Consider the following 22,320-nt stretch of genomic DNA (forward strand, 5'->3'; position numbering starts at 1 on the left):
GATCGCGCAAGCCAACCGTAGGAAATCAATCTGAGTCAGGCGTTAACGTAACTGGGGAATATCGTCTGAATTTTCGTCTTTTTGAATCGGATCGATCGAAAGATTTGCGAAATCAAACAGTTTTGGGTCCAGAAGATGCGAAGGCCGCGCATTGGTCAATGCCCGAAACATCACTTGCCGCCGGCCGGGGCTGTTCTTTTCCCACTGATCGAGGATCTGCTTGACCTGTTGGCGCTGCAGCCCGTCCTGACTGCCGCACAGATCGCAGGGTATGATGGGATAGTTCATCGCCTTGGCGAATTTCTCGCAATCCGCCTCGGCCACATGGGCCAGCGGGCGATAGACGAACAGATCACCCTCTTCATTCACCAGTTTTGGTGGCATGGTTGCAAGACGACCGCCATGGAACAGGTTCATGAAAAAGGTTTCAAGGATGTCATCGCGGTGATGGCCAAGCACAACTGCGGAACAACCTTCCTCGCGCGCGATACGATAGAGGTTGCCCCGACGCAGGCGTGAACACAGCGCACAATAGGTGCGGCCCTGCGGAACTTTGTCCATCACAACGGAATAGGTGTCCTGATACTCAATCCGACGTGGCACCCCCATACGGTCTAGGAATTCTGGCAGGACTGTTGCCGGGAACCCCGGTTGCCCCTGATCCAGATTGCAGGCCAGAAGATCCACGGGCAGCAGACCGCGCCATTTCAGTTCGTAGAGCACCGCCAGAAGGGTATAGCTGTCCTTGCCGCCCGATAGGCAGACCAACCAGCGGGGTGTTTTACCTTCGGCGGTGCGGTCCACCATGCCGTACTGCTCAATGGCCTCGCGCGTCTGGCGCACGATGCGCTTGCGCAGCTTCTTGAACTCGGTGGTTGAAGGCGCACCGGCAAAAAGCGGATGGATATCGTCGGCTTCATCAAACATGGGCGGGGCCTATCGCAGTTGGGTGAACCGGGCAAGGGTCAGGGTCGTTCGTCGTCGGGCACAGGGTCATAGCCATCGCCACCCCACGGATGGCAGCGCCCGATCCGGCGCGCCGCCAGCCATGCGCCCTTGATGGCGCCGTGTTTATCAAGCGCTTCCAGTGCATAGGCGGAACAAGTCGGCTGATAGCGGCAGTTGAATCCAACCCAGGGGCTGAAGATCAACCGGTAGGCCCGGACGGGCAGTGCGAGGAGATGGGCAAAGAGGGTCATTTGCCACCCCCGTGTATTTTGCGCAGCGCATAGCGCAAATCGTCTTTCAGCGCATCAAAGGGCCGTGCAGCGGTAACCTCGGCGCGGCCGATCAACACGTAGTCCCAGCCCGCATGCCCATGAATAGGTAATACGGCCCGCGCGGCTTCACGCAGGCGGCGTTTGGCGCGGTTGCGGGCGACGGCATTGCCGACCTTCTTTGAGCAGGTGAACCCGATGCGAATGCCCGCAGCCTCATCAGCGCCACGTTTACGCGCCTGCACCATCATCGATGCAGTGCCTTGCCGTTTGGCCCGCGCGGCTTTCAGAAAGTCCGAGCGATTCTGCAGTACGGTCAATGATTCAGATGCGCAAACGGACGCCGCCGGGGGCATCACCCTCGGCTGGTTGTTACCATCCTCAGGGGCCTCCGGCGGCGTCATGTTCATAACCTGAAAGGTCGAGCGGTTTATGCGCTCAGCGACTTACGGCCGCGTGCGCGACGTGCGTTCAGGATTTTGCGGCCGGCTTTGGTGGCCATGCGCGCGCGGAAACCGTGGCGGCGTTTGCGAACCAGGTTCGAAGGCTGATAGGTGCGTTTCATCGCTCCGTCTCCAATCTATAGCGGTGGGTGCGGCGCGGATTCGCCTAGCCCTAGTGTTCGAAGCCCGTCCTCTACTGGGTAGCGGGGGGTAAGTCAAACCCCTAGGTGGGGGTTTTGGTGCGTTTTGCAACAAATCTGTAATCTGCCCGGGCAAAAGATTTCAAAAACCGGGTTCAGAGCGCGTATCCCTCACATTAAGTGCCATAAACATCAAGGCCCCGTGAGGCCTCTGTTGCAGCGCGCGCGGGCGGCGCATGTTGTGGGCAAGATGAATGAACAAGAACCTGCTACCCAGATGAACGAAACCACCAAGATCCCGCGCAACGGGCTGGCGCGTCATATCCCATTGGCGGTGATTCTTGCCGTTGCCGCCGTGGGGTTCTTTGCGCTGGGCGACTATCTGACCTTTGAAACCCTGCGTGACAATCGCGAGGCTCTGCTGGCCTGGCGCGATTCAAACTACTGGGCGATGGCGGCAGCTTTCGTAGGGATTTACATCATTATTGTTGCCTTCTCGTTACCCGGTGCTGCGGTCGCTTCGATGACCGGTGGGTTCCTGTTCGGGTTGCTTGCAGGAACGGCTTTTAATGTTTTTGCCGCAACCATAGGCGCTTCGACGATCTTTCTGGCCGCACGCTGGGGTTTGGGTGAATCTCTGACCGCCAAGCTTGAAGCCTCGGAAGGGACGGTCAAGAAACTGAAGGACGGGCTGCGTGAGAATGAAATCTCGGTTTTGTTCCTGCTGCGTCTTGTACCTGTGGTGCCCTTCTTCGTTGCCAATCTGGTGCCCGCATTGGTTGGGGTAAAGTTCCGAAACTTCCTGATTACGACGGCGCTGGGCATCATCCCTGGTGGGATTGTCTATACCTGGATCGGTGTTGGGCTGGGTGGTGTCTTTGATCGCGGCGAAACCCCGGATGTCTCGCTGTTATGGGAACCCTTCGTGATCGGGCCAATTATTGGCTTGTGCGCGCTGGCAGCGCTGCCGATTGTCATCAAATCCCTCCGTGGTCGAAAGGGCTCCTGATCCATGCAAGAGTTGAAAACCGATATCCTGGTGATCGGGGCCGGGTCAGGCGGGTTGTCTGTAGCCGCCGGGGCCAGCCAGATGGGTGCGGATGTCATCCTGCTGGAAGGCCACAAGATGGGTGGGGATTGCCTGAACTTCGGCTGTGTCCCATCCAAAGCTCTGATCGCCAGCGGCCAGGCTGCATATGCTCAGGCCCACGCGTCGGCTTTTGGCGTCGCGGATGCGATGCCACAAGTGGATTACGCAGCTGCCAAGGATCATGTGCAGAGTGTTATCGCCCAGATCGAACCCATGGACAGTCAGGAGCGTTTTGAAGGCTTTGGCGTCAAGGTAATCCGGGAGTACGGCCGATTCATCTCACCCACGCAGGTACAGGCCGGAGATCACCTGATCACCGCCCGACGCGTCGTGGTGGCCACAGGTTCATCGCCCTTGGTGCCGCCGCTGCCCGGGCTGGATCAAGTGCCGTATTACACCAACGAGACCATATTCGACCTGCGCGATAAGCCCGAGCACCTGCTGATCATCGGCGGAGGTCCCATCGGCATGGAAATGGCGCAGGCGCATATCCGGCTGGGCTGCAAAGTGACCGTGATCGAGGGCCTTAGTGCGCTGGGCAAAGACGACCCTGAAGCTGCAGCCGTCGTGCTGGATAGTCTTCGGACTGAAGGTGTCGAAATCCATGAAAACGCCATGGTGTCCCAGATCCGAGAAAATGCAGGCACCATTGAGGTGGTCACTGAGAATGATGAGGTCTACGCGGGCTCTCATCTGTTGCTGGCCGTCGGACGCAAGGCCAATATCGACCGTCTGAACCTCGGCGCTGCCGGGATCGACAGCACGCGGGCAGGCATCAAGGTGGACGACTCTTTACGCACGAGCAATCGCAAGGTCTATGCCATTGGTGATGTTGCAGGTGGGCTGCAATTTACCCATGTCGCCGGATATCATGCGGGGATCATCATCCGCTCTGCCTTATTTGGGCTTCCGTCGAAAGCGAAGACCGCTCATATCCCATGGGCCACCTATACAGATCCCGAACTGGCACAGGTCGGCCTGACCGAGACACAAGCCCGTGAACAGCATGGCGACGCGGTGGAGGTTGCCCGGTTCGACTATCACCACAATGACCGCGCAGTTTCCGAGCGCAAGACCAAGGGGTTCATCAAGGTGATGGTCGTAAAGGGCCGACCTGTGGGCGCGACAATCGTCGGATATCAGGCCGGAGAATTGATCAACTTGTGGTCGCTGGCGCTGGTCAATAATCTCAAGATGGGTCAGATCGCAACGATGGTTTCGCCTTACCCAACGGTCGGAGAGCTTAACAAACGTGTGGCAGGAGCCTATTTCTCTCCAAGGCTGTTTGAGAATCAAATGGTTAAACGAGTGGTCAGGTTCGTCCAGCGCTGGATTCCCTGACCCAAGGAGGAGCGCAAAGTGAACTCGCTGTCGGGCCGATTTCTGATCCTGACGACGGTCTTCGTCATGTTGGCCGAAGTACTGATCTTTGTGCCCTCGATCGCGCGTTTCCGTGAAGATTTTCTGCTGAACCGGCTGGAACGCGCCCAGATCGCCTCGCTTGCTTTGTTGGCCGACGATATGCTGGCTGATGAGCTTGAAGCGGAATTGCTGTCAAATGCGGGGGTCTATAACGTCGTATTGCGCCGCGACGAGGTGCGTCAGCTCATGCTGTCTTCACCGATCCCGACCCAGATCACCAAGACCTTTGATTTGCGTAATGCCAGCGCTTGGGTGCTGATCCGTGATGCGGTCTCGCGGCTGTTCATCCCCGAAAACGAAGTTATCCGTGTGATCGGCGCACCGGTCAAAGACGCAGGACTGTTGATCGAAGTGACAATGGACAGTGAGCCCTTGCGCATGGCCATGACGGATTATGGGCTCCGCATCCTTGGGCTGTCCTTTGTGATCTCAATCATAACGGCCTCGTTCCTGTTTCTGGCTGTGCGCGTGGTACTGGTGCGTCCGATCAAAAGCGTTGTTGGCTACATGCAGCGCTATGCTAGCGCACCTGAGGATGCGCGCGGCATCATCTCCCCCAATTCAAAGGTGACCGAACTGCGCGAGGCCGAAGAGGCCCTGCAGATGCTTCAAACCGATCTGACCCAGGCCCTGAAACAACGTGAACGTCTGGCCCAGTTGGGCGGGGCGGTGGCCAAGGTCAGCCACGATCTGCGCAACATTCTGACCTCTGCTCAGCTGTTTACCGATCGAATTGAAGCAAGCAATGACCCCCTGGTGGCGCGAATGGCACCCAAACTTGTCAATTCGATCACGCGGGCGGTTTCTTTGTGCGAAAGCACCTTGGCGTTCGGACGCGCCGAAGAACCAGCCCCAACCCTGACCATGGTTCGCTTGCGGGACGTTACCGCAGATGTTGTCGCCAGCGAGCAACTCGCCATTGCCGATGCCTGCGTTGAGATTGTGAACGACGTACCCGAAGATCTTGTTATCCGTGCCGACCCGGAACAGATTTTCAGGGTTGTCATGAATCTTGTGCGCAATGCCCGGCAAGCACTTCTGGTCTCGGGTAAGGCGGGGCGCGTAACGGTGTCTGCATCTGAGCTTGAAGCCGACTGGTGCATCGAAATCAGCGATACGGGTCCAGGCCTGCCTCCTAAGGCCCGAGAGAATCTGTTTACACCATTTCAGGGTGGTGTTCGCAAAGGCGGCTCGGGACTTGGGCTTGCGATTTCGCAAGAATTGGTGCGGGGTCACGGCGGAGACCTGTTTCTGAAAGACACAGGGCCTGATGGAACCACCTTTGAAATAAGGCTTCCACGCGGTGATATGACTTTTTGAAGCTTTTTTGAAGAATCGACTTGCGCGCCCTCGGCCTCAGGTCTAAATACCGCCTCACCAACGCGGACCGATAGCTCAGCTGGATAGAGTACTTGACTACGAATCAAGGGGTCGGGGGTTCGAATCCTCCTCGGTCCGCCACTGGTTTCCTGTGTCAGGCGACACATAGTTCTGCCACCAGCGACAGAACCTTTCCATTTTCGCCTCACATCCTTCCATCCAGCACCTAGACCGGTTTCAATGATCCTGACTTCTCCATTGGGAAAATCAGGGCTGATTTGCAGATCAGTCGCCGAAGGCGCCTGTTCCTGCTGATCTGCCACGTGGCGAACGCGGATGGGGGCGAGGCAATGCTATTCGACAATAGTGGTGCGGCTCGCAGGCGTAGCCGAGGACACGGTGTTGTCTAATAGGGTTGCCCGAGGGGGAAGGCAGCGCCTTGCCCCTGATGGCCAGGGGCGTCTGGCTTGTCCAAATCCCGCTGCCCCAAAACAGGTGCAGCGGAGCAGGCTGCGCGAGTACTGTTTGCGCAAGAACGCGTTGTTATTCTAACGAAACGGACGGAAAGCTGTCATTCGCTGCATCTGCAATGGGGAGCTTTCTCCAGCACAAAGCAGACATTGAATTTCGTCAAAGGCAGGGTGGATAACACTTAGGCGCGAGGAGGCCCGCAAAAACCAATGGTCGGCTATCCAAGAAGAGGCTTCGTGTCTATCTAAAACTTAAGCGTCGCCAAGGTTCACAATTTGAACTTTCCGGGGAAAAGCCCGCCCAAGAATCTTCTTATTAGATCAACAGAGCGACGTCGCGAAAATCCCTGCATATCAGTAAGATAGTTCACCCACATACCTTCCAGCAATGCCAGCGTTCCGCTGGCAGCATCGTCAACCAAGTTTGGGTCACGCCCGGTTTGTTGCGCTATCTCCAAAAACGCAAGCCTCAAGGTTTCAACAAGTCTGTAATCCTGAGTGCTGCTGTAACGGGCAATGCCTGGGTGTGAGCTTGCGATACCTCGGAAAGCATGCCAGATTTTCGTACTTCTTGGATTCAGCAAAGCTTCGGACAGGTCCGCCTCGATAACAGCCATCACTCGGTCTTCAGGCGATGCATCCAAGCCAAGATCGGTCAATCTGTCCATCTCAGCATAATACTGGGTGCTGAAATGTTGGGCTGCCGCCGTCAACAAATTGTCTTTCCCACCAAAATGCAAATGGATCATTCCGCGTGATAAACCGGAACGCTCGCAGATGCGGCTGACCGACGTATCGGTAACTCCAATATCAGCAATAGTGTCCAATGTTGCCATGATCAGAAGCTGCCTATTGGCCTCTGGGTCACGCTTCGAACTACGCTTTCTTCCTTTGAACTCTGTCGCCTTATTCAATGATTCCATTAGCTTAGGGCCTTCTAATTCGGGCGGTTCACAGGAAGATTGACACGAAAGGCCTTTCTGGCGCAACATTAAATGGACGATCGTCCATTAGTGGCTCGTAAATCCAAGAAGGGGATATGGTGATTTTTCGCAGTGAAGCGTCCCGGGGTTTTACCCTTAGCGCACCGGCCACGGCTTACGTGGGGTTTCTGGTGGCAGCGCCTTTAGTGATCTTGATTGCGTATTCGTTCTGGACCCAAACCTACGTAACGCTCGACAAGTCACCGACGCTGAAAAACTATAGCGAGGCTTTTGCTGATCCGCTGGTTCGACACTTAATGCTAAGGTCAATCTGGATTGCCGGAGCAGTTACGGTAGTCACTGTCGCACTGGCCTATCCCATCGCGTACTTTATCGCGATGAAGGCCCGGAAAAAGACCATCTGGCTTTTGCTCATCACCATTCCGTTCTGGTCCAGCTATCTGTTGCGTGTGTTTGCCTGGAAACTCATCCTTGGGTTCAACGGGGTGATGAATTCTGCGCTGCTGATGCTTGGTCTGATCGACGAACCGCTCGACTTCTTGCTCTATAATGAATTCGCTGTCGTACTGACGCTTGCCCACGCCTGGGCACCTTTTGCGATCCTGCCGATCTATGTCTCGTTGCAGAAGATCGATCCGAGCCTGTTGGAGGCCGCCACCGACCTCGGCAACAGCCCTTTGCAACGCTTCATGCGGGTGACGCTGCCGCTGACGATCCCGGGGATAATTGCTGCTTGCCTGATCATCTTCATCCCCACTGTCGGTGACTATGTGACCCCGGCACTCGTCGGCGGATCGGACGGGAAGATGATCGCCAATCTTATTCAGGTGCAGTTCGGCGCCGCCAACAACTGGCCCCTCGGCGCCACGCTGTCGCTGATCGCAATGCTGTCGGTTGGTTTTGTCGCCATCGTGTTTGTCATTACCGCCACCCGGCTTGGGAGGCGGATCAAATGAGACGTCCTTCAACCCTGACAGCCTACGCTTTCCTCTACCTGGTATTTTTGTACCTGCCGGTCCTTTTCCTGCCGTTGTTCTCGTTCAACAGCGGCACAATCGTTGCCTTTCCGATCAAGGGTTGGACGCTGGACTGGTATCGCAAGCTGGGCGAGCAGGATACGTTGATCCAGGCCCTTTGGAATTCGCTTGGCGTCGGCACGGTCGTTGCAATTCTATCCACGGCTATGGGGCTTTTTGCCGCTCGCGCCTTTGTTCGCTATCGATTTAGGGGTCAGCGTGCGGCTGAAGGGCTGGTGATGCTGCCTTTGGTTATTCCGGGCATTATCGTGGCCTCGTCAATGCTGGTCCTATTTCTGTTTCTCGGTCTCAAACCGTCTTTGCTGACCGTTGTTCTGGGCCATACGTTCCTCGCCTTACCGTTTTCAGTTTCGATCTTGAAATCTGCCTTTGATGACTTTGACGCATCGCTGGAAGAGGCATCTTACGATCTGGGCGTCGGCGTGTTCGAAACCTTCCGCCGCGTGACGCTGCCAGTCGTTTCCCCCGGTATCGTAGCCAGTATGCTGGTCACTTTTACGGTCAGCTTCGATGAGTTCGTCCTAGCCTTTTTCCTGTCAGGCAACCAGCCAACCCTCCCGGTCTATATCTGGAGCCAGATCCGTTTCCCCGCCAAGCTTCCCAATGTGCTGGCGCTTGGCTCCATCTTGCTGCTCACCTCGGTTCTGCTTTTGGTATTGGCCGAGTATTTCCGCCGCCGCTCATCTGCATCAGAGGTCCGATGACAGTCAGAAATATCATAGAACTCAGGGGCGTCGAGAAACGCTATGGCACTTTCCTAGCGGCTAGCGGGATCAATCTCGATCTCAAAGAGGGCGAGTTTTTCTCACTCCTCGGCCCATCGGGATGTGGCAAAACCACGGTATTGCGGATGATCGCGGGATTCCAGGAACCGACCGAGGGCACCGTGCTGATCGATGGTCAGGATATGGAAGGTGTCCCAGCCAACAACCGACCAACAAACATGGTCTTTCAAAGCTACGCCATCTTCCCGCACTTGAACGTTGGGAACAACGTGGCCTATGGACTACGGGGCAAGGCACCCAAGGCTGAGATCGACCAGCGCGTAGCAGAAGCCCTAGAAATGGTCGAGCTGGGCGGCCTTCAGGATCGCGGCGCAAGTGAGTTGTCGGGTGGGCAGCGGCAAAGGGTGGCGCTCGCGCGCGCGCTGATCATGCGACCCAAAGTGTTGTTGCTGGATGAGCCCTTGTCGGCGCTCGACAAGAAGTTGCGCGAACAGATGCAGTTTGAAATGCGCAATTTGCAGCAATCGCTTGGTATCACCTTTGTGATGGTCACACACGACCAATATGAGGCGATGACCATGTCAGATCGTATTGGCGTGATGTTTAACGGACGGCTCAAGCAGGTGGACACACCAACCACGCTTTATGCCCGTCCTTGTGATCAGCAAGTGGCCAGTTTCATCGGTGAAATGAACATACTGCCTGCTCAGTTGCTGGGTGAAACCGGCGATATGTTGTCGATCGACGCAGCCGCCTTCGGGCGGATTGAGATCGAGAAAAATCCCAACGTTGTAACCAGCAGTAAAGACATGAACATCGGTATTCGCCCGGAACAATTGGAAATCTCTGCTGAAAAGCCCGAAGACTACCCGTCAACGGTCCAAGGCACTGTCAGCAACGTCGCCTTCTACGGCGAGAACATTCATTACCACATTCAAGTGGCGGGAGCTGAGAAACCAATCTCGGTATCTGTTCCGAACTATTTTCACACGGTCGATTTCAAGCGCGGAGACGTTGTTTGGCTGGGGCTTCAGGGGGCCAGCGTAATCGATCTTGGTACAGACACAAAGTAAATCAGTGGGAGGATAGAATGAGACTTAAGGGAATTGCGGCCTTCGCATGTGCGACGGCGATTAGTACGGGAAGTGCCAGTGCCAATGGCGCTGATCTTACGGTTTTTGACTGGTCGGGATATGAAGATCCCGGGTTCTTTGCCAGCTACATGGAAAAGTACGGGAATGAGGCGCCAAGCTATTCTTATTTCGGGAGTCAGGAGGAAGCCTTTACGAAACTAAGTTCGGGTTTCACAGCTGATCTGGCGCATCCTTGTTCCGACGCGGTCCGGAAATGGGTCGCGGCCGATTTGATCCAACCGCTGGACGAAAGCAAGCTGACAAATTGGGCCGATGTGTTGCCTGAGATCAAGGAAGTGGACGCCATCGTACTGGACGGCCAGCTTTACATGTTGCCGTTCGAGTGGGGGAACACGGGCCTTATCTATCGCACCGACAAAATCTCAGGCGATGACATCTCGCTGCAACTGCTGGCTGATCCGGCCTATGCGGGCAAGATCGCCATCCCGGATGCTGCATCGTCTGCATATGCCTTGGCAGCGCTGGCTACTGGAAATGCCGACAATTACACGAATCTGAGTGACGAACAGTTCAAGGAAGCATCTGATTTCCTGCGCTCGATCCACCCGAACATGCGCTTTTACTGGTCAGATGCGGGTCAGTTCGATCAGGCTATGACCAGTGGTGAGATCGAACTGGGCTGGGCCTGGAACCAGTCCGAACTGAACCTGATCTGGAACGAAGTGCCTGCCGCCATGATGCGTGACGTCGACAAAGGTATCGCGACCTGGGCGTGTGGCTACGTGCATCTGAAATCGTCGACGACACCTGTCGATCAGGTCTACGATCTGTTGAACGCGCTCTCCGATCCTGCCAGCGGCCAGTACATCATCGACAATTGGGGCTACCCACATTCCAACGCAAAAGCGTTCGAAATAGCCGATCAAGCCAACATCGAAGCCTATGGGTTCTCGGATCCAAAAAGCTTCTTCGAAGGCAGCTTGTTCTTTGATGCGGTGAATCCCGAGCTTGAGGCGAAAATGCTGTCTGAATTCGAACGGATCAAAGCCGGCTTCTGACACAACTCCATTTCCGGGGCCTTTCGGTTCCGGATCCCAAATACAGGATAACGCGTGAACATGTTGGACGCGAACCCATATGCTCTGCTTTTTGAACCGGTCCAGATCGGTCCCGTGACAGCCAGGAACCGCTTCTATCAGGTGCCCCATTGCACTGGGCTGGGGCACCTCCGTCCACGGGCGGATGCTGCCGTTCGTGGGATGAAGGCCGAAGGCGGGTGGGCGGTGGTTTCAAATCAGGAAACTGAGATCCACCCAACCTCAGACTTGTCTCCTTATGCCGAGGGACGGTTATGGGACGGTCGCGATGTGCCCGCGTTGCGGTTGATGACGGATGCGGTACACGCGCATGGTGCGCTGGCGGCCATCCAGCTGGTGCACAATGGCAACCATGCGCAAAACCTGCTGACCCGCGCGCCGGTTCTTGCACCTTCCGAGATGTCCGTCGATACGACGCATCCCAAGCAGGCGCAGGCCATGGATAAGTCCGATATTCGCGAATTCCGCCGTTGGCACCGCGACGCCGCCTTGCGCGCTAAAGACGCAGGGTTCGACATCATTTACATCTATGCCGGACACAACATGACACTGGCGCAGCATTTTATGTTGCCGCATATGAACCAGCGTAGTGATGAATACGGCGGGTCGCTTGAAAATCGTGTGCGCCTGACACGCGAATTGCTGGAAGACACCCACGAAGCGGTGGGTGACAGCTGCGCCGTGGCGTTCCGCTTTGCCATTGACGAGATGATGGGCGTCAGCGGCATGCAGGCCGCGGAAGAAGGCCGCGCCGTGGTCGAGCTTTTGTCTGACCTCCCGGATCTCTGGGATGTGAATGTAGCCGACTGGTCCAATGACAGTGCGACGACCCGTTTTCAGCCAGAAGACGGATATCAGAACGCGCTTCTGTCACACGTCAAACAGATCACCCGGAAACCTGTGGTTGGTGTCGGGCGCCTGACATCCCCCGACATGATGCTGTCGATGGTCAAAAAGGGAATTGTCGACCTTATCGGAGCCGCACGACCTTCCATCGCGGACCCGTTCATTCCGAAAAAGATTGAAGAGGGCCGCATTGACGAAATCCGCGAATGCATCGGCTGCAATATCTGCGTTTCATCCGACAATTTGGGCATCCCGATCCGCTGCACTCAAAACCCCACGATGGGCGAGGAATGGCGACGCGGTTGGCACCCCGAGATCATCGCGCCGAAGAAGAGCAGCGCGGATACTTTGGTCATTGGCGGTGGCCCTGCAGGTCTTGAATGCGCTACGCAGTTGGCAAGGCGAGGATATCAAGTAACCTTGGCCGAGGCGTCAGCCGAATTGGGCGGGCGGGTTACGAAGGAAAGCAGACTTCCCGGCCTCGCAGCTTGGTCCCGCGTCGTCGACTACCGCCTGAATGACCTAAGGCAGCGCGGCAACGTTCAGCTGTTCACTGACAGCAGACTTGATGGCGATCAGGTGGCAGAGCTAGGCGTCGAACACGTCTTTGTGGCCACCGGCAGCCATTGGCGCACCGACGGCATCGGCCGTAGCACACAACGCCGTATGCCTCAGATCGAGCAAAGCGCCAAAGTGTTGACGCCTGATGACATCATGAACGGTCTTCTGCCTCCGGATGGGCCGGTGACGATCTATGATGATGACCACATCTATCTGGCAGGGGTGATCGCCGAAAAACTGGCAACCGCGGGATACCAGGTGGTTTTTGTCACGCCGGAGAGTTTGGTCTCAGCTTACGCCGTCAATACTTTGGAGCAGCCGCGCATTCAGGCCCGCCTGATCGAGCTCGGCATAGACATTCGCTGCAATCAGGTGCTGACGGCGGTTGAAGGTGGCATGGCACGCATCGGTTGTGCCTTTACCGGTCGCGAAACGGATATTCCGTGTGCCTCGACAGTTCTGGTCACCGAGCGCCATCGGGAGACAGCGCTTTATGACAGCTTGCGCGGTCTCGGGTTGAAGACCCTTGAACTTATTGGCGATGCCGCTTCTCCGGGACTGATCGTCGACGCAGTCTTCGCAGGTCACCGTGCCGCCCGCGACTTTGAACGCCCCGAGGCAGAAGCAGACAAGGACTGGTTTCGCCGCGAGATAATCGATTTGGAGGAAACGTGATGAACAGCCGACCGTTTGAGTTGGATGCGTTGATAGCCTCGCACCAGTACGGCCACGCCTTACCGCGCGGTTTCTATACCTCGCAAGACATATATAATTATGACATCGCCCAGGTCTGGAACCGCAACTGGCTTTGGGCTGGGCATGCCAGCCAAATCCCAAACCCCGGTGACTATTTCCTGTTTGACTATGGCCCGGAGAGTATCATCATTGTTCGCGATCGTGAGGGCGGAATTTGCGCCCATCTGAATGTCTGCCGCCATCGGGGTTCTCGCGTTTGCACCGAACAGTCCGGCAACGCCCGCGTTCTTGTTTGCCCCTACCACGCCTGGACATATGAGCTATCGGGTAAACTTCGTGCGGGCCACAATATGGGGGAACACTTTGACCCATCCAAATTCGGGCTTTTTCCCGTTCAGGTGAGTGTCTTCAAGGGCCTGATCTTTGTCTGTGCCGATGCGAACACACCATCGCTTGAGCCTGTCCTCAACCAGCTTTCGCCGCTTGTCGAGCCCTATGGCTTTGACGATCTGAAAATCGCGCATACGGCGTCATTTCCCGTTCCAGCGAATTGGAAACTGGCGGTTGAGAACTATCTTGAGTGCTATCACTGCGGGCCAGCGCACAAAGAGTATTCCCGTTCTCATAGCCTGAAATCCCCGCAAGACATGGCTGGTTTGGTTGAACCGCTAAAGGCAAAGGCTGTGGAAGCCGGGCTGTCACCTGATGAGTTGGCGCTTGTCGGCGACGCTGCGCCCACCCCGTTCACCAGCGGGTACTATCGGCGCTATCCACTTTATCCAGGCTACAAAACCGGCAGCAAATCGGGAGAGGCGCTTGCGCCATTGCTTGGAACGTTGAAAAGTTTCGACGGTGGCGCAACTGACTTTGACATTGGTCCATTGAACTGGTTCCTGATCTATTCGGATCACATGGTCGGCTACCGTTTCATTCCACGTGGTCTACAGGAAACCGACATTCAGGTGGTCTGGCTGGTTCGCGCTGATGCTGAAGAAGACCAGGATTACAACATGGAAGACCTGACCTGGCTTTGGCGTGTCACATCTATGGATGACGAACGTATCATTCGCCACAACCAGTCCGGCGTAAATTCTCAATACTTCCAACCGGGCCCCTTGGGCGAGATGGAAACCTCGATCCAGGACTTCTACGATTTCTATTTCAACATGATCAGCCCGGAACCAGAACAAAGGATGTCCGGTCATGGCTGAGGCAAAATCACGCCGTCGCGGTGGTGGCGGGCGCGCCGCGCGCATAAAGGTGCAACAGGCGACCACGGGCAATGAGGCCGTACGTGGAGGCCTAAGTGGCGGACGCTATAAGCCGTTGACCCAATCAGATATGGAGAACATCCACCAAGCGGCCCTGACCGTTCTGGAAAACACCGGCGTTACCGACCATTTTCCGGAACTGCTTGATCTGGTGCTTCCCAATGGCGCGGTGATGAATGACCTCAATCGGCTGTGCTTCCCCCGTGCCCTGATGGAAGACATCCTGGCTGGTGCTGCCAAGGAGTTTTACGTCTATGCCCGCGGAGAGCGTGAAGGCAAAGACGACATGCATTGCTCGGCAGAGAGCGTTTACTTCGCCAACTCTGGAACCGCCGTCACCACCTTTGACTCGCACACCAAGTCCTATCGCCCATCGGTTCTGCGTGATGTCTATGACTTCACCCGTCTGGTGGACCGTTTGGACAATATCCATATGCTGGGCGACACAGTCTTGGCCACCGATGTGACCGATGATTTCGCCCACGATATGAACACCATATATGCAATGCTCGCAGGCAGCCAAAAGCCCGCCTGTCTGACCTTTCGCGACCGCAGTCATATCCCCCATGCCATCCGCATGTTTGATTTGGCTCAGGGTGGCGAGGGGGCTTTTATGAAAAAGCCAAGCGTCATTTTTGGCGGCTGTCCCATGGTTTCGCCGCTGCGGATCGGCAAGGAAAATATGGAAATCCTGATTGATACCGCCAAACTTGGCCTGACAGTCGATCTGGCTGTGCCTCCGCAGGCCGGGGCTACAGCCCCCGCGACGCTTGCGGGAACACTGGTTCAAACCGTGGCCGAAACGTTGGCCTGTGTTGCGATCGTGAACCTCATCACACCAGGTTGTCCTATCTGCTTTGCTGCCTGGCCCTTTATCACCGATCTGCGCAGCGGGTCGTTCACCGGAGGCAGCGGCGAACAGGCCCTGATCGGGGCGGCAGCCATTCAGATGGGCAATTTCTATGGCCTTCCCACATCCGTTGGCGCAGGCATGACCGACGCCAAAATTCCCGATGCGCAGTACGGGTTGGAAAAGGCGCTGACCTTCACACTTGCCGCCCATGCTGGTGCAAACCGTCTGTGCGAGTTCGGGGGTATGATTGGCAGCCTCATGGGATGCAGTTTTGAAAGCATGGTTATCGATGACGAAGCGGGCGGGATGATCCTGCGATCGCTACGCGGAATAGAGGTAACGGATGAAACCATGGCAGTGGATGTGATCCACCAGTGCGCCATCGATCCTGGTCACTTCCTCGGCAACCCACACACGCTGAACTATATGAACAGCGAGTTCGTCTACCCGCGGCTTATGGATCGTGAGCGTACAGATACATGGGAAAACGAAGGCAAAACAGATCTGATGGACCGCGCCCGTGACAAGGCTAATTCCATTCTCGACAACCATTTCCCCAACTACTTCGGTGCCTCAGACGCTCAGGTTCGTGAAGAGTTCCCAATTGTGATGAGCGCAGAAAGCATGGCCCGCCGTGGATAATTCAAACGCCAAGCAATGGGACAACGATCACTTCCTGCACCCGTGGGAAGGGATGGCAACTTTGCGCGAGAACGACCGGACATTTATCGAAGGTGCCAGCGGCATCCATGTGGTGAACGAACAAGGCGAACGCTTGATCGACGGGCCGGGAGGCATGTGGTGCACCCAGATCGGTTATGGACGAGAGGAGATGGCCGAGGCCATGGCCGAGCAAGCGCGTAACCTTGCCTATTTCTCGCCCTTCAACAACGCCAACTCGACCGCTGCCCGGTTTGCACGCGAAATCGCCAAACGTGCACCCGGCGATTTGAACAACGTCTTTTTTACCACCGGTGGTTCCACTGCGGTGGATACGGCTATCCGATTTGTCCATTTTCGAAACAACCTTCTGGGTCGCCCCGAGAAAAAGAAAATCATTTCAAGGCAAAAAGCCTATCATGGAAGCACCTACTTGGCGGCCAGCGTCAGTGGAAAAGAGCGTGACAGGCTTTGGCTCGACAAGGCCGATGACCTCGCACATTTCCTGCCGGACGTGAATCCGCTCTACCGCGCACCTGGTCAAAGCGAAGTGAGCTTTCTGAACGAGAAAGTTTCCGACCTTGAAAATGCCATTGTGGCGCTTGGTCCAGAAAATGTTGCCGCTTTTATCGCTGAACCGGTTCTGGCGTCTGGTGGCGTGATCGTGCCGCCAAAAGGATATCACGAAGGCTGTTTAAACATCTGCAGGAAGTATGATGTTCTGTATATCTCCGACGAAGTGGTGACAGCTTTCGGGCGATTGGGTCATTGGTTTTCGTCAGAGGCTGTTTTCGGCATCCAACCAGACATAATCACTTGCGCCAAAGGGATGACCTCTGGGTACGCGCCGATGGGTGCCGCGATAATCTCTGACCGATTGATTGCAGACGTTGCAGGAAAAGGTGCAACCTTCTCAAATGGCTACACCTATTCTGGTCACCCGGTTAGCGCGGCCGCCGGATTGAAAAGCATGGAGATTATTGAACGAGAAAAGCTACTCGAACACGTTCGAAAAGTCGCTCCGATATTTCAAGATCAACTGCAGCAATTGCGTCACGTTGACATCGTTGCCGATGTGCGCGGGATGGGTTTGATGGGGTGCGTTCAATGCTCGGTTGATGGTGATCCTCAGAGCGATTTGGGTCGCGACTACGAGATTGGTGGCCAGATCGATATAGAATGCCAAAAACGTGGGTTATTGGTTCGACCTGTGATCAATATGTGTGTTCTTTCACCGCCCCTTATCATTAGCGAAAGTGAAATTAAGAAGATGTTTTCTGTTTTGCGCGAAGGGCTTGAAGCGACAAGAACGTGGCTTGTTGGAATCAGTGACCAATGAAGAGCAGGCACCATTGTTGCGAATGTCCACAAAACGAGATGCCTCTGCAGCATTTGGATTCCGTTCTAAATGTCGGCTTTGGGCCGTTGTCACACATCCCGGCAAACTGACTAATCGGCAGCTTTGTCCGCGAGGCAGCCTTTCGTACTTGTTCCACTGAACGGCCGTTACTCAACCAGAGATCGCTTCACATAAAACCGCCTCAAGGGTGATTGCGGTTTGTTGCTGTGAAGCGTTTCAACTCAAGGCTGTATTCTCGCGCCTCTGAACTAAAGCGCAAATGCAGAAGTTCGAGAACACAATAAGAGGCTCTGGCGCGGTCCAGGAAGATTTTCCTGATATACTTTCGTATCGGAAGCGATCTTATTTGCGTACAAATATGCGTCCGTGTGTCCGTCAGAAGCTGTGATTTGTTGCTACCTCAGTCCTGTCAACAGTTTCTGAGGCGACATTGCGTATATTGCACGAAACACCGGGGTCGGACCTGGATTGGAAGGTCAAAGCACCGCTGGTCGTGGAAACCCCCTCTGGCGCGGTGGTCGCGATTGAACGCTGGTCGCTTGCGGGGCTGGAATGGCCGGACGACGCGCCTGAATGCCCCAAAACCGCGACACTTAGCGTTCCGTTTCAAGGCGTAGATATCCGCTTCCCGGTACGTTTGTCGAAGCCAGGTCCCAATTCCACAGTGCAGCTGGAAGGTCTAAGCGGTCGGCAACGCGAGACGTTGGCTCTGTTTTATCGCTCTCTGTTGTCTGGGCGAATGGCAAGCAGCGCAGATGTGATAACCAGTCTCGACACTCCGGTTGACTTGGTGCCGATGGAGGAAACGGAAGGCGAACAATCCCGGAAACCTGCGAGATTTCTTCCACGATCTTTGCGTGTTGTACTCAATGTGGCGACCTATCTGCTGATCGCAGCAGCGGTGATTGGCGTTATTGGAAACAACATTTTCACCAATTTGGACCGAATTGACATCCAACACGGGCGCGTGTTGGCCCCAATGATCTCTTCTTTCCCTTCAGCCAACGGCTATATCGAACACATTGAAGTCACGGCTGGGCAGGAGGTGCGCGAGGGTGATCTTCTATTCTTGATGGACGATGCGGAAGCTGTGGCGGCGCTCAAACGCACCGAGGCGGAACTGGCGCTTGCCCGCACCGAGGATGTCAAAATCTCCGAGGCTTTGAAAGAACTTCGGTCCCTATCAAACTCGGAGGTATTATCCGAACGCGTCGCGGCAGCCATGCGCTTCTATGTAGAGTTTGTGCAGGACGGCGGGTTTGACGATCTACGGCGCCAATGGCTTAGCCTTCGTGAACGCAACCCTGAGCTGGCGCAGTCGGTCGATCCAGTATTGATCGTAACAAACTTGCTGGAAGCCGAAGAACGCAATCGCGCCTCCGCGGTAAAGGCGTTGGAAGCAACAAAAGAAGCTCAGCAACAGAAAATTGAAAACAATCACGTTCGCGCAGCAACAGACGGGATTGTTCAGGACTTCATCGTTCGGAAGGGGCAGCCGTTCGGTGGTACGGCAAACGAGTTGGTCTTTGAAACGGCTGAGCCTCGTATGACGATCGGGTGGGTGTCGGAACGGTTTGCTGAAACGATTTACATCGGCATGCCCGCAACGATCGGCTTCAATGAGAAGGGAAAGAAGATCACCATTCCCGGTGAGGTCTGGGACGTGCGCGCAGGGGACAATCCTGAACGACCCGGAGAATTCGGAATCATTGTTACGGTTCGCGCAATTGGCCTGTCCTCGAAACAAACAAAGAGCCAATTACGGTTGGGAGCCCCGGTAAATCTGGAAGCAAAGCGACAGTTGGGGACACACTTCCGTACCTGGATAAAGTCCATGGACCCACGTGTGGGCCGATCCGATGACTGAATATGAGTTCGACAAGGATCTGGCTTGGCGGTTAAGGGAGCTGCAAACAAATGTTCCCAACTATTTTTGCAAGTGGTCACTACCGCAGTTCACCTTGTTTTTGCTCTTGTTTATGGGGCTGCTCTGGCTGTTGGCGAATGTACCGAACCGGTTCTTCAACCCGAGTGTTTTGCACGTCACGATGGTCCTTGGAACACTTGGGTTCTGGCGATTTGGTTGGTGGTTTACCCATGCGTTAAGGGCTCAGATTTATGCGAAAGGCAAATGGCCGGGCATGCGGCGCCGGGCGGATGCAATTTGGGATGCGGGCTGGCGCCCCAAACGCCTTCATATTCAGATGACGACCTATTTTGAGGAACCCTCCATCACCAAACGTGTTGTGGGGTCCATCCTTGGACAAATCCGCCGCGAACGGATTCCGACGACGATCTATATCGGTACAGGCAGTGCATATGATGAGCAGGTCATTCGCGACTTTGTCGAAACCTATGCGCAGGATATCCCGGATGATCTGGCGACGCTTGTATTCATCCGTCAGAACCAGCCGGGCAAGCGAATGGCGATTGGTCTGATCCTGCGGGCGATCTGTCGATCCGGTGCTTCGCCTGATGATTTGGTGATCTTTATGGACGGCGACGCCCTGTTTGGCGGGGATGTTCTACGTAAAACCCTGCCAATGTTTGCAAGCGATCCAGAATTACAGGCGCTGACCACAGATGAAGAGGTCATATGCTATGGCCCGGCCTGGATCGCAAAATGGCTGGACATGCGGTTCGCCCAGCGTCGCCTTGCGATGCAAAGCCATGCTTTGTCGGGTCGTGTGTTGACGTTGACGGGGAGAATGAGCGTGTTTCGCGCGCGCCATATTCTGGACGAAAAATTCATTCGCACGATCGAGGCGGATCACCTGCATCACTGGCTTTGGGGTAATTTCCGGTTTCTGTCCGGGGATGACAAATCAACCTGGTATCGCCTGCTGAGCGTGGGTGCGAAAATGACCTATGTGCCGGATGCGACGGTCTACACAATTGAGGTCATCAAGGAAAATGGCCTCATGCGGATGGTCCAGAATTTCCGCCGTTGGTCGGGCAACATGCTGCGGAACGGAAGTCGCGCAATCGCACTTGGGCCGACTGCAATGCCGTTTTTCATCTGGTGGTGTGTCGTTGATCAACGGATCGCCATGTGGACTATGATGGTCAGTCCGGTCATGGCCGTTGTCGGCAGCCTGATTGCGCCGGGTTACTTCTGGAACTGCATCATCTGGGTGTTGTTTTCTCGGATCGTGCTGTGTCTGTTCCTGTTCGGATACAGCAGGCGCGCGGATATGAGTTGGCCGTTCATCCTGTATCTCAATCAAGTGATCAACGCGACGGTCAAGATCTACATGATCTTTCACCTATCCAAACAGAAATGGTCGAACAGAGGCAACCAAAGCTCTGGCGGTGGATCGGGCTTTGCCGAGACACTAAAAAGCGGATTTGCCAAGTTCCAGATGGTCACCGCTATCCTGACGTTTTTAACCGCCATCCTGACCTATGTCGGTCTGATCGAGATGCAGTTCGGCTAATAGACCTATCCTTTCGATAGTGAGCTTAAGCCTATGACACACAGCAATAAGAGCGGGGGCCGATAATCTGGAATCAGACTTGTAATGATGAGGTTTCACATGATTCAGCCAATTATCCTTGCTGGTGGTTCCGGCACCCGTCTCTGGCCCGTCTCTCGTAAGAGTTACCCAAAGCAGTTCGTCGAACTGGATGGCGACAACAGCCTGTTTCAGAAAACAGTTGAACGTGTGGCCGAGCCTGGATTTTCGGCACCACTGATCGTGACGGGCGAAGACTACAGGTTCATTGCTCAACAACAATTGGCAGATGTTGATGCCGAAAAGTCTGAACTGATCGTGGAACCTGTTGGCCGCAATACCGCCGCTGCAGTTCTGGCAGCTGCTTTGCGGTACAAAGAAGAGCCGGAAACGATCCTGCTTGTCCTGCCCAGCGATCACGCAATCGATGACGTGCCGGCATTTCGCCGGACTATGGTGCGCGCTGAAAAAACAGCCAAACGCGGTAAGATCGTCACCTTTGGGATCAAACCCGATCATGCCGCGACGGGTTTCGGGTACCTACGGGTTGCAGGCGGTTACCAAGGATCTCTGCTGATTTCTGCGTTTGCGGAAAAGCCCGATGCCGAAACCGCCAAGGGCATGTTGGACAGCGGTGACTGGCTGTGGAATGCCGGGATGTTCATGTTCCGAGTTGATACCGTTCTAAAGGCATTTGAAGCTTTTGCCCCTGACATGTCTGCACCGGTCGAGGCTGCGTTGGCTCTTGGTCTAAAGGATCTGGGTTTCTACCGAATGGATCAAAACGCCTTTTCCCGCTGCCCGAGCCTCTCGTTTGATCATGCGGTAATGGAGCATATCGAAAACGGTGTCGTGGCGTTTGAATTGGACTGCGGGTGGTCCGATCTGGGCAGCTGGAAATCGGTGAAGGATCAGGGTCAGGGAGATGAGGGGGCGAATGTCACTTCTGGAAATTCGACAGCCATTGATTGCCGCGACAGCCTGCTGAGGTCGGAAAACCCGGATATCAAGTTGGTCGGACTAGGCTTGAAGGACATCGTTGCAGTCGCGACCGACGATGGAATTCTGGTCGCGGACATGTCGCACAGTGCTGAAGTCGGCAAGGTAGTGGAAGCGTTGCGCAACGAAGGCTCCGACCAGGCCGAGATGTTCCGTCGGTGCCATCGTCCCTGGGGTTACTACGAAACCCTGTCGCTGGGTCCTCGGTTTCAGGTCAAACGGATCATGGTTCTGCCTGGTGCCAAGCTGTCCCTGCAAAGCCATATGCACCGAGCCGAACACTGGGTTGTCGTCAGTGGTTCGGCAACCGTGACGGTTGGTGACAGAGTCAGCCTGCTTTCCGAGAATGAATCGACCTACATCCCGCTGGGTGCTGTCCATCGGTTGGAGAACCCGGGGAAACTGCCTTTGCATCTGATCGAAGTTCAATCCGGTTGTTACTTAGGCGAAGACGACATTGTGAGATACGAGGATATCTATGACCGTGTCGCTGTAGCTTAGATTCACTTGCACCACCCTCCTGAAGACTGGCCCGCGTGGATTTTCACGCGGGTTTTTTCTGTCGTATGGGTTTGATGACCATTCGTATATATCCGGCGTCATTTGCGCATTCCAGATAG

19 protein-coding genes and 1 tRNA gene are annotated in these 22,320 nt (G+C 55.3%); 15 read left to right on the forward strand and 5 right to left on the reverse strand.

The features are described from left to right. Nucleotides 1–42 precede the first annotated feature (42 nt). Genes ttcA through rpmH form a run of 4 tightly spaced genes read right to left on the reverse strand, consistent with a single transcriptional unit; the run spans nt 43 to nt 1,782 of the window. A complete protein-coding gene (ttcA, locus tag ACR0DE_RS04180) occupies nt 43–927 on the reverse strand; it encodes a tRNA 2-thiocytidine(32) synthetase TtcA (protein ID WP_480751982.1) in 885 nt (294 codons plus the stop codon). 38 nt (nt 928–965) lie between these two features. Continuing rightward, nucleotides 966–1,199 (reverse strand): membrane protein insertion efficiency factor YidD, encoded by a 234-nt coding sequence (gene yidD / locus ACR0DE_RS04185; protein ID WP_170508727.1) that lies wholly within the window; start codon nt 1,197–1,199, stop codon nt 966–968. Further along, nucleotides 1,196–1,621 (reverse strand): ribonuclease P protein component, encoded by a 426-nt coding sequence (rnpA, locus tag ACR0DE_RS04190; RefSeq protein ID WP_170392869.1) that lies wholly within the window; start codon nt 1,619–1,621, stop codon nt 1,196–1,198. Before rnpA ends, yidD begins: the two co-directional genes overlap by 4 nt. Before the next feature lie 26 nt (nt 1,622–1,647). After that, a complete protein-coding gene (rpmH, locus tag ACR0DE_RS04195) occupies nt 1,648–1,782 on the reverse strand; it encodes a 50S ribosomal protein L34 (protein WP_005980833.1) in 135 nt (44 codons plus the stop codon). 268 nt (nt 1,783–2,050) lie between these two features. On the opposite strand from rpmH, the gene ACR0DE_RS04200 reads away from it, so the two are divergent. The 4 genes from ACR0DE_RS04200 (at nt 2,051) to ACR0DE_RS04215 (ending at nt 5,773) form a co-directional block, all read left to right on the forward strand. Continuing rightward, on the forward strand, nt 2,051–2,809 hold the full coding sequence (locus tag ACR0DE_RS04200; protein WP_480503723.1) for a TVP38/TMEM64 family protein: 759 nt from the start codon (nt 2,051–2,053) through the stop codon (nt 2,807–2,809). Between the two features lie 3 nt (nt 2,810–2,812). Then, nucleotides 2,813–4,231 carry a dihydrolipoyl dehydrogenase family protein gene (locus tag ACR0DE_RS04205; RefSeq protein ID WP_480751985.1) on the forward strand — a complete coding sequence of 473 codons (1,419 nt, stop codon included), beginning with the start codon at nt 2,813–2,815 and terminating at the stop codon, nt 4,229–4,231. Between the two features lie 18 nt (nt 4,232–4,249). Continuing rightward, nucleotides 4,250–5,632: a sensor histidine kinase gene (locus ACR0DE_RS04210; RefSeq protein ID WP_480454529.1), complete on the forward strand. Its 1,383-nt coding sequence runs from the start codon at nt 4,250–4,252 to the stop codon at nt 5,630–5,632. A 64-nt stretch (nt 5,633–5,696) separates the two neighbouring features. Beyond that, nucleotides 5,697–5,773 (forward strand) — tRNA-Arg (locus ACR0DE_RS04215). A gap of 598 nt (nt 5,774–6,371) precedes the next feature. Here the strand turns inward: ACR0DE_RS04215 and ACR0DE_RS04220 are convergent. Then, the gene (locus ACR0DE_RS04220) at nt 6,372–6,938 is read right to left on the reverse strand and encodes a TetR family transcriptional regulator C-terminal domain-containing protein (RefSeq protein ID WP_480435933.1); all 567 of its coding nucleotides are present in this window, start codon (nt 6,936–6,938) and stop codon (nt 6,372–6,374) included. A 203-nt stretch (nt 6,939–7,141) separates the two neighbouring features. On the opposite strand from ACR0DE_RS04220, the gene ACR0DE_RS04225 reads away from it, so the two are divergent. The 11 genes from ACR0DE_RS04225 (at nt 7,142) to ACR0DE_RS04275 (ending at nt 22,201) form a co-directional block, all read left to right on the forward strand. Then, nucleotides 7,142–8,002 carry an ABC transporter permease gene (locus ACR0DE_RS04225; RefSeq protein WP_170465245.1) on the forward strand — a complete coding sequence of 287 codons (861 nt, stop codon included), beginning with the start codon at nt 7,142–7,144 and terminating at the stop codon, nt 8,000–8,002. After that, nucleotides 7,999–8,787 (forward strand): ABC transporter permease, encoded by a 789-nt coding sequence (locus tag ACR0DE_RS04230; protein ID WP_170465243.1) that lies wholly within the window; start codon nt 7,999–8,001, stop codon nt 8,785–8,787. The genes ACR0DE_RS04225 and ACR0DE_RS04230 overlap by 4 nt, the downstream gene beginning before the upstream one ends. Then, on the forward strand, nt 8,784–9,881 hold the full coding sequence (locus tag ACR0DE_RS04235) for an ABC transporter ATP-binding protein (protein WP_170465241.1): 1,098 nt from the start codon (nt 8,784–8,786) through the stop codon (nt 9,879–9,881). The genes ACR0DE_RS04230 and ACR0DE_RS04235 overlap by 4 nt, the downstream gene beginning before the upstream one ends. A 17-nt stretch (nt 9,882–9,898) precedes the next feature. Beyond that, nucleotides 9,899–10,960 (forward strand): ABC transporter substrate-binding protein, encoded by a 1,062-nt coding sequence (locus ACR0DE_RS04240; protein ID WP_223117072.1) that lies wholly within the window; start codon nt 9,899–9,901, stop codon nt 10,958–10,960. Between the two features lie 60 nt (nt 10,961–11,020). Continuing rightward, entirely contained in the window at nt 11,021–13,081 is a 2,061-nt protein-coding gene (locus tag ACR0DE_RS04245; protein WP_170465237.1) for an oxidoreductase, read from the forward strand. Next, nucleotides 13,081–14,313, forward strand: a complete 1,233-nt coding sequence (locus tag ACR0DE_RS04250; protein WP_170465235.1) for an aromatic ring-hydroxylating oxygenase subunit alpha — start codon at nt 13,081–13,083, stop codon at nt 14,311–14,313. Before ACR0DE_RS04245 ends, ACR0DE_RS04250 begins: the two co-directional genes overlap by 1 nt. Beyond that, on the forward strand, nt 14,306–15,868 hold the full coding sequence (locus ACR0DE_RS04255) for a trimethylamine methyltransferase family protein (protein WP_170465232.1): 1,563 nt from the start codon (nt 14,306–14,308) through the stop codon (nt 15,866–15,868). The genes ACR0DE_RS04250 and ACR0DE_RS04255 overlap by 8 nt, the downstream gene beginning before the upstream one ends. A gap of 52 nt (nt 15,869–15,920) precedes the next feature. Further along, nucleotides 15,921–17,225 carry an aminotransferase gene (locus ACR0DE_RS04260; protein ID WP_370644454.1) on the forward strand — a complete coding sequence of 435 codons (1,305 nt, stop codon included), beginning with the start codon at nt 15,921–15,923 and terminating at the stop codon, nt 17,223–17,225. A gap of 451 nt (nt 17,226–17,676) precedes the next feature. Then, on the forward strand, nt 17,677–19,113 hold the full coding sequence (locus ACR0DE_RS04265) for an HlyD family secretion protein (protein WP_170392857.1): 1,437 nt from the start codon (nt 17,677–17,679) through the stop codon (nt 19,111–19,113). Next, on the forward strand, nt 19,106–20,683 hold the full coding sequence (locus tag ACR0DE_RS04270; protein ID WP_170402711.1) for a glycosyltransferase: 1,578 nt from the start codon (nt 19,106–19,108) through the stop codon (nt 20,681–20,683). Before ACR0DE_RS04265 ends, ACR0DE_RS04270 begins: the two co-directional genes overlap by 8 nt. A gap of 99 nt (nt 20,684–20,782) precedes the next feature. Then, nucleotides 20,783–22,201 (forward strand): mannose-1-phosphate guanylyltransferase/mannose-6-phosphate isomerase, encoded by a 1,419-nt coding sequence (locus tag ACR0DE_RS04275; protein ID WP_170402708.1) that lies wholly within the window; start codon nt 20,783–20,785, stop codon nt 22,199–22,201. The last annotated feature ends 119 nt before the right edge of the window (nt 22,202–22,320 follow it).

It is taken from the genome of Ruegeria sp. C10 (assembly GCF_056537805.1).

Excerpts from the sequence above, each read along its gene's own strand:
- ttcA (WP_480751982.1), bottom strand. The coding sequence starts at position 927 with ATGTTTGATGAAGCCGACGATATCCATCCGCTTTTTGCCGGTGCGCCT.
- yidD (WP_170508727.1), bottom strand. The coding sequence starts at position 1,199 with ATGACCCTCTTTGCCCATCTCCTCGCACTGCCCGTCCGGGCCTACCGG.
- rnpA (WP_170392869.1), bottom strand. The coding sequence starts at position 1,621 with ATGACGCCGCCGGAGGCCCCTGAGGATGGTAACAACCAGCCGAGGGTG.
- rpmH (WP_005980833.1), bottom strand. The coding sequence starts at position 1,782 with ATGAAACGCACCTATCAGCCTTCGAACCTGGTTCGCAAACGCCGCCAC.
- ACR0DE_RS04200 (WP_480503723.1), top strand. The coding sequence starts at position 2,051 with ATGAATGAACAAGAACCTGCTACCCAGATGAACGAAACCACCAAGATC.
- ACR0DE_RS04205 (WP_480751985.1), top strand. The coding sequence starts at position 2,813 with ATGCAAGAGTTGAAAACCGATATCCTGGTGATCGGGGCCGGGTCAGGC.
- ACR0DE_RS04220 (WP_480435933.1), bottom strand. The coding sequence starts at position 6,938 with ATGGCAACATTGGACACTATTGCTGATATTGGAGTTACCGATACGTCG.
- ACR0DE_RS04225 (WP_170465245.1), top strand. The coding sequence starts at position 7,142 with ATGGTGATTTTTCGCAGTGAAGCGTCCCGGGGTTTTACCCTTAGCGCA.
- ACR0DE_RS04230 (WP_170465243.1), top strand. The coding sequence starts at position 7,999 with ATGAGACGTCCTTCAACCCTGACAGCCTACGCTTTCCTCTACCTGGTA.
- ACR0DE_RS04235 (WP_170465241.1), top strand. The coding sequence starts at position 8,784 with ATGACAGTCAGAAATATCATAGAACTCAGGGGCGTCGAGAAACGCTAT.
- ACR0DE_RS04240 (WP_223117072.1), top strand. The coding sequence starts at position 9,899 with ATGAGACTTAAGGGAATTGCGGCCTTCGCATGTGCGACGGCGATTAGT.
- ACR0DE_RS04245 (WP_170465237.1), top strand. The coding sequence starts at position 11,021 with ATGTTGGACGCGAACCCATATGCTCTGCTTTTTGAACCGGTCCAGATC.
- ACR0DE_RS04250 (WP_170465235.1), top strand. The coding sequence starts at position 13,081 with ATGAACAGCCGACCGTTTGAGTTGGATGCGTTGATAGCCTCGCACCAG.
- ACR0DE_RS04255 (WP_170465232.1), top strand. The coding sequence starts at position 14,306 with ATGGCTGAGGCAAAATCACGCCGTCGCGGTGGTGGCGGGCGCGCCGCG.
- ACR0DE_RS04260 (WP_370644454.1), top strand. The coding sequence starts at position 15,921 with ATGGCAACTTTGCGCGAGAACGACCGGACATTTATCGAAGGTGCCAGC.
- ACR0DE_RS04270 (WP_170402711.1), top strand. The coding sequence starts at position 19,106 with ATGACTGAATATGAGTTCGACAAGGATCTGGCTTGGCGGTTAAGGGAG.
- ACR0DE_RS04275 (WP_170402708.1), top strand. The coding sequence starts at position 20,783 with ATGATTCAGCCAATTATCCTTGCTGGTGGTTCCGGCACCCGTCTCTGG.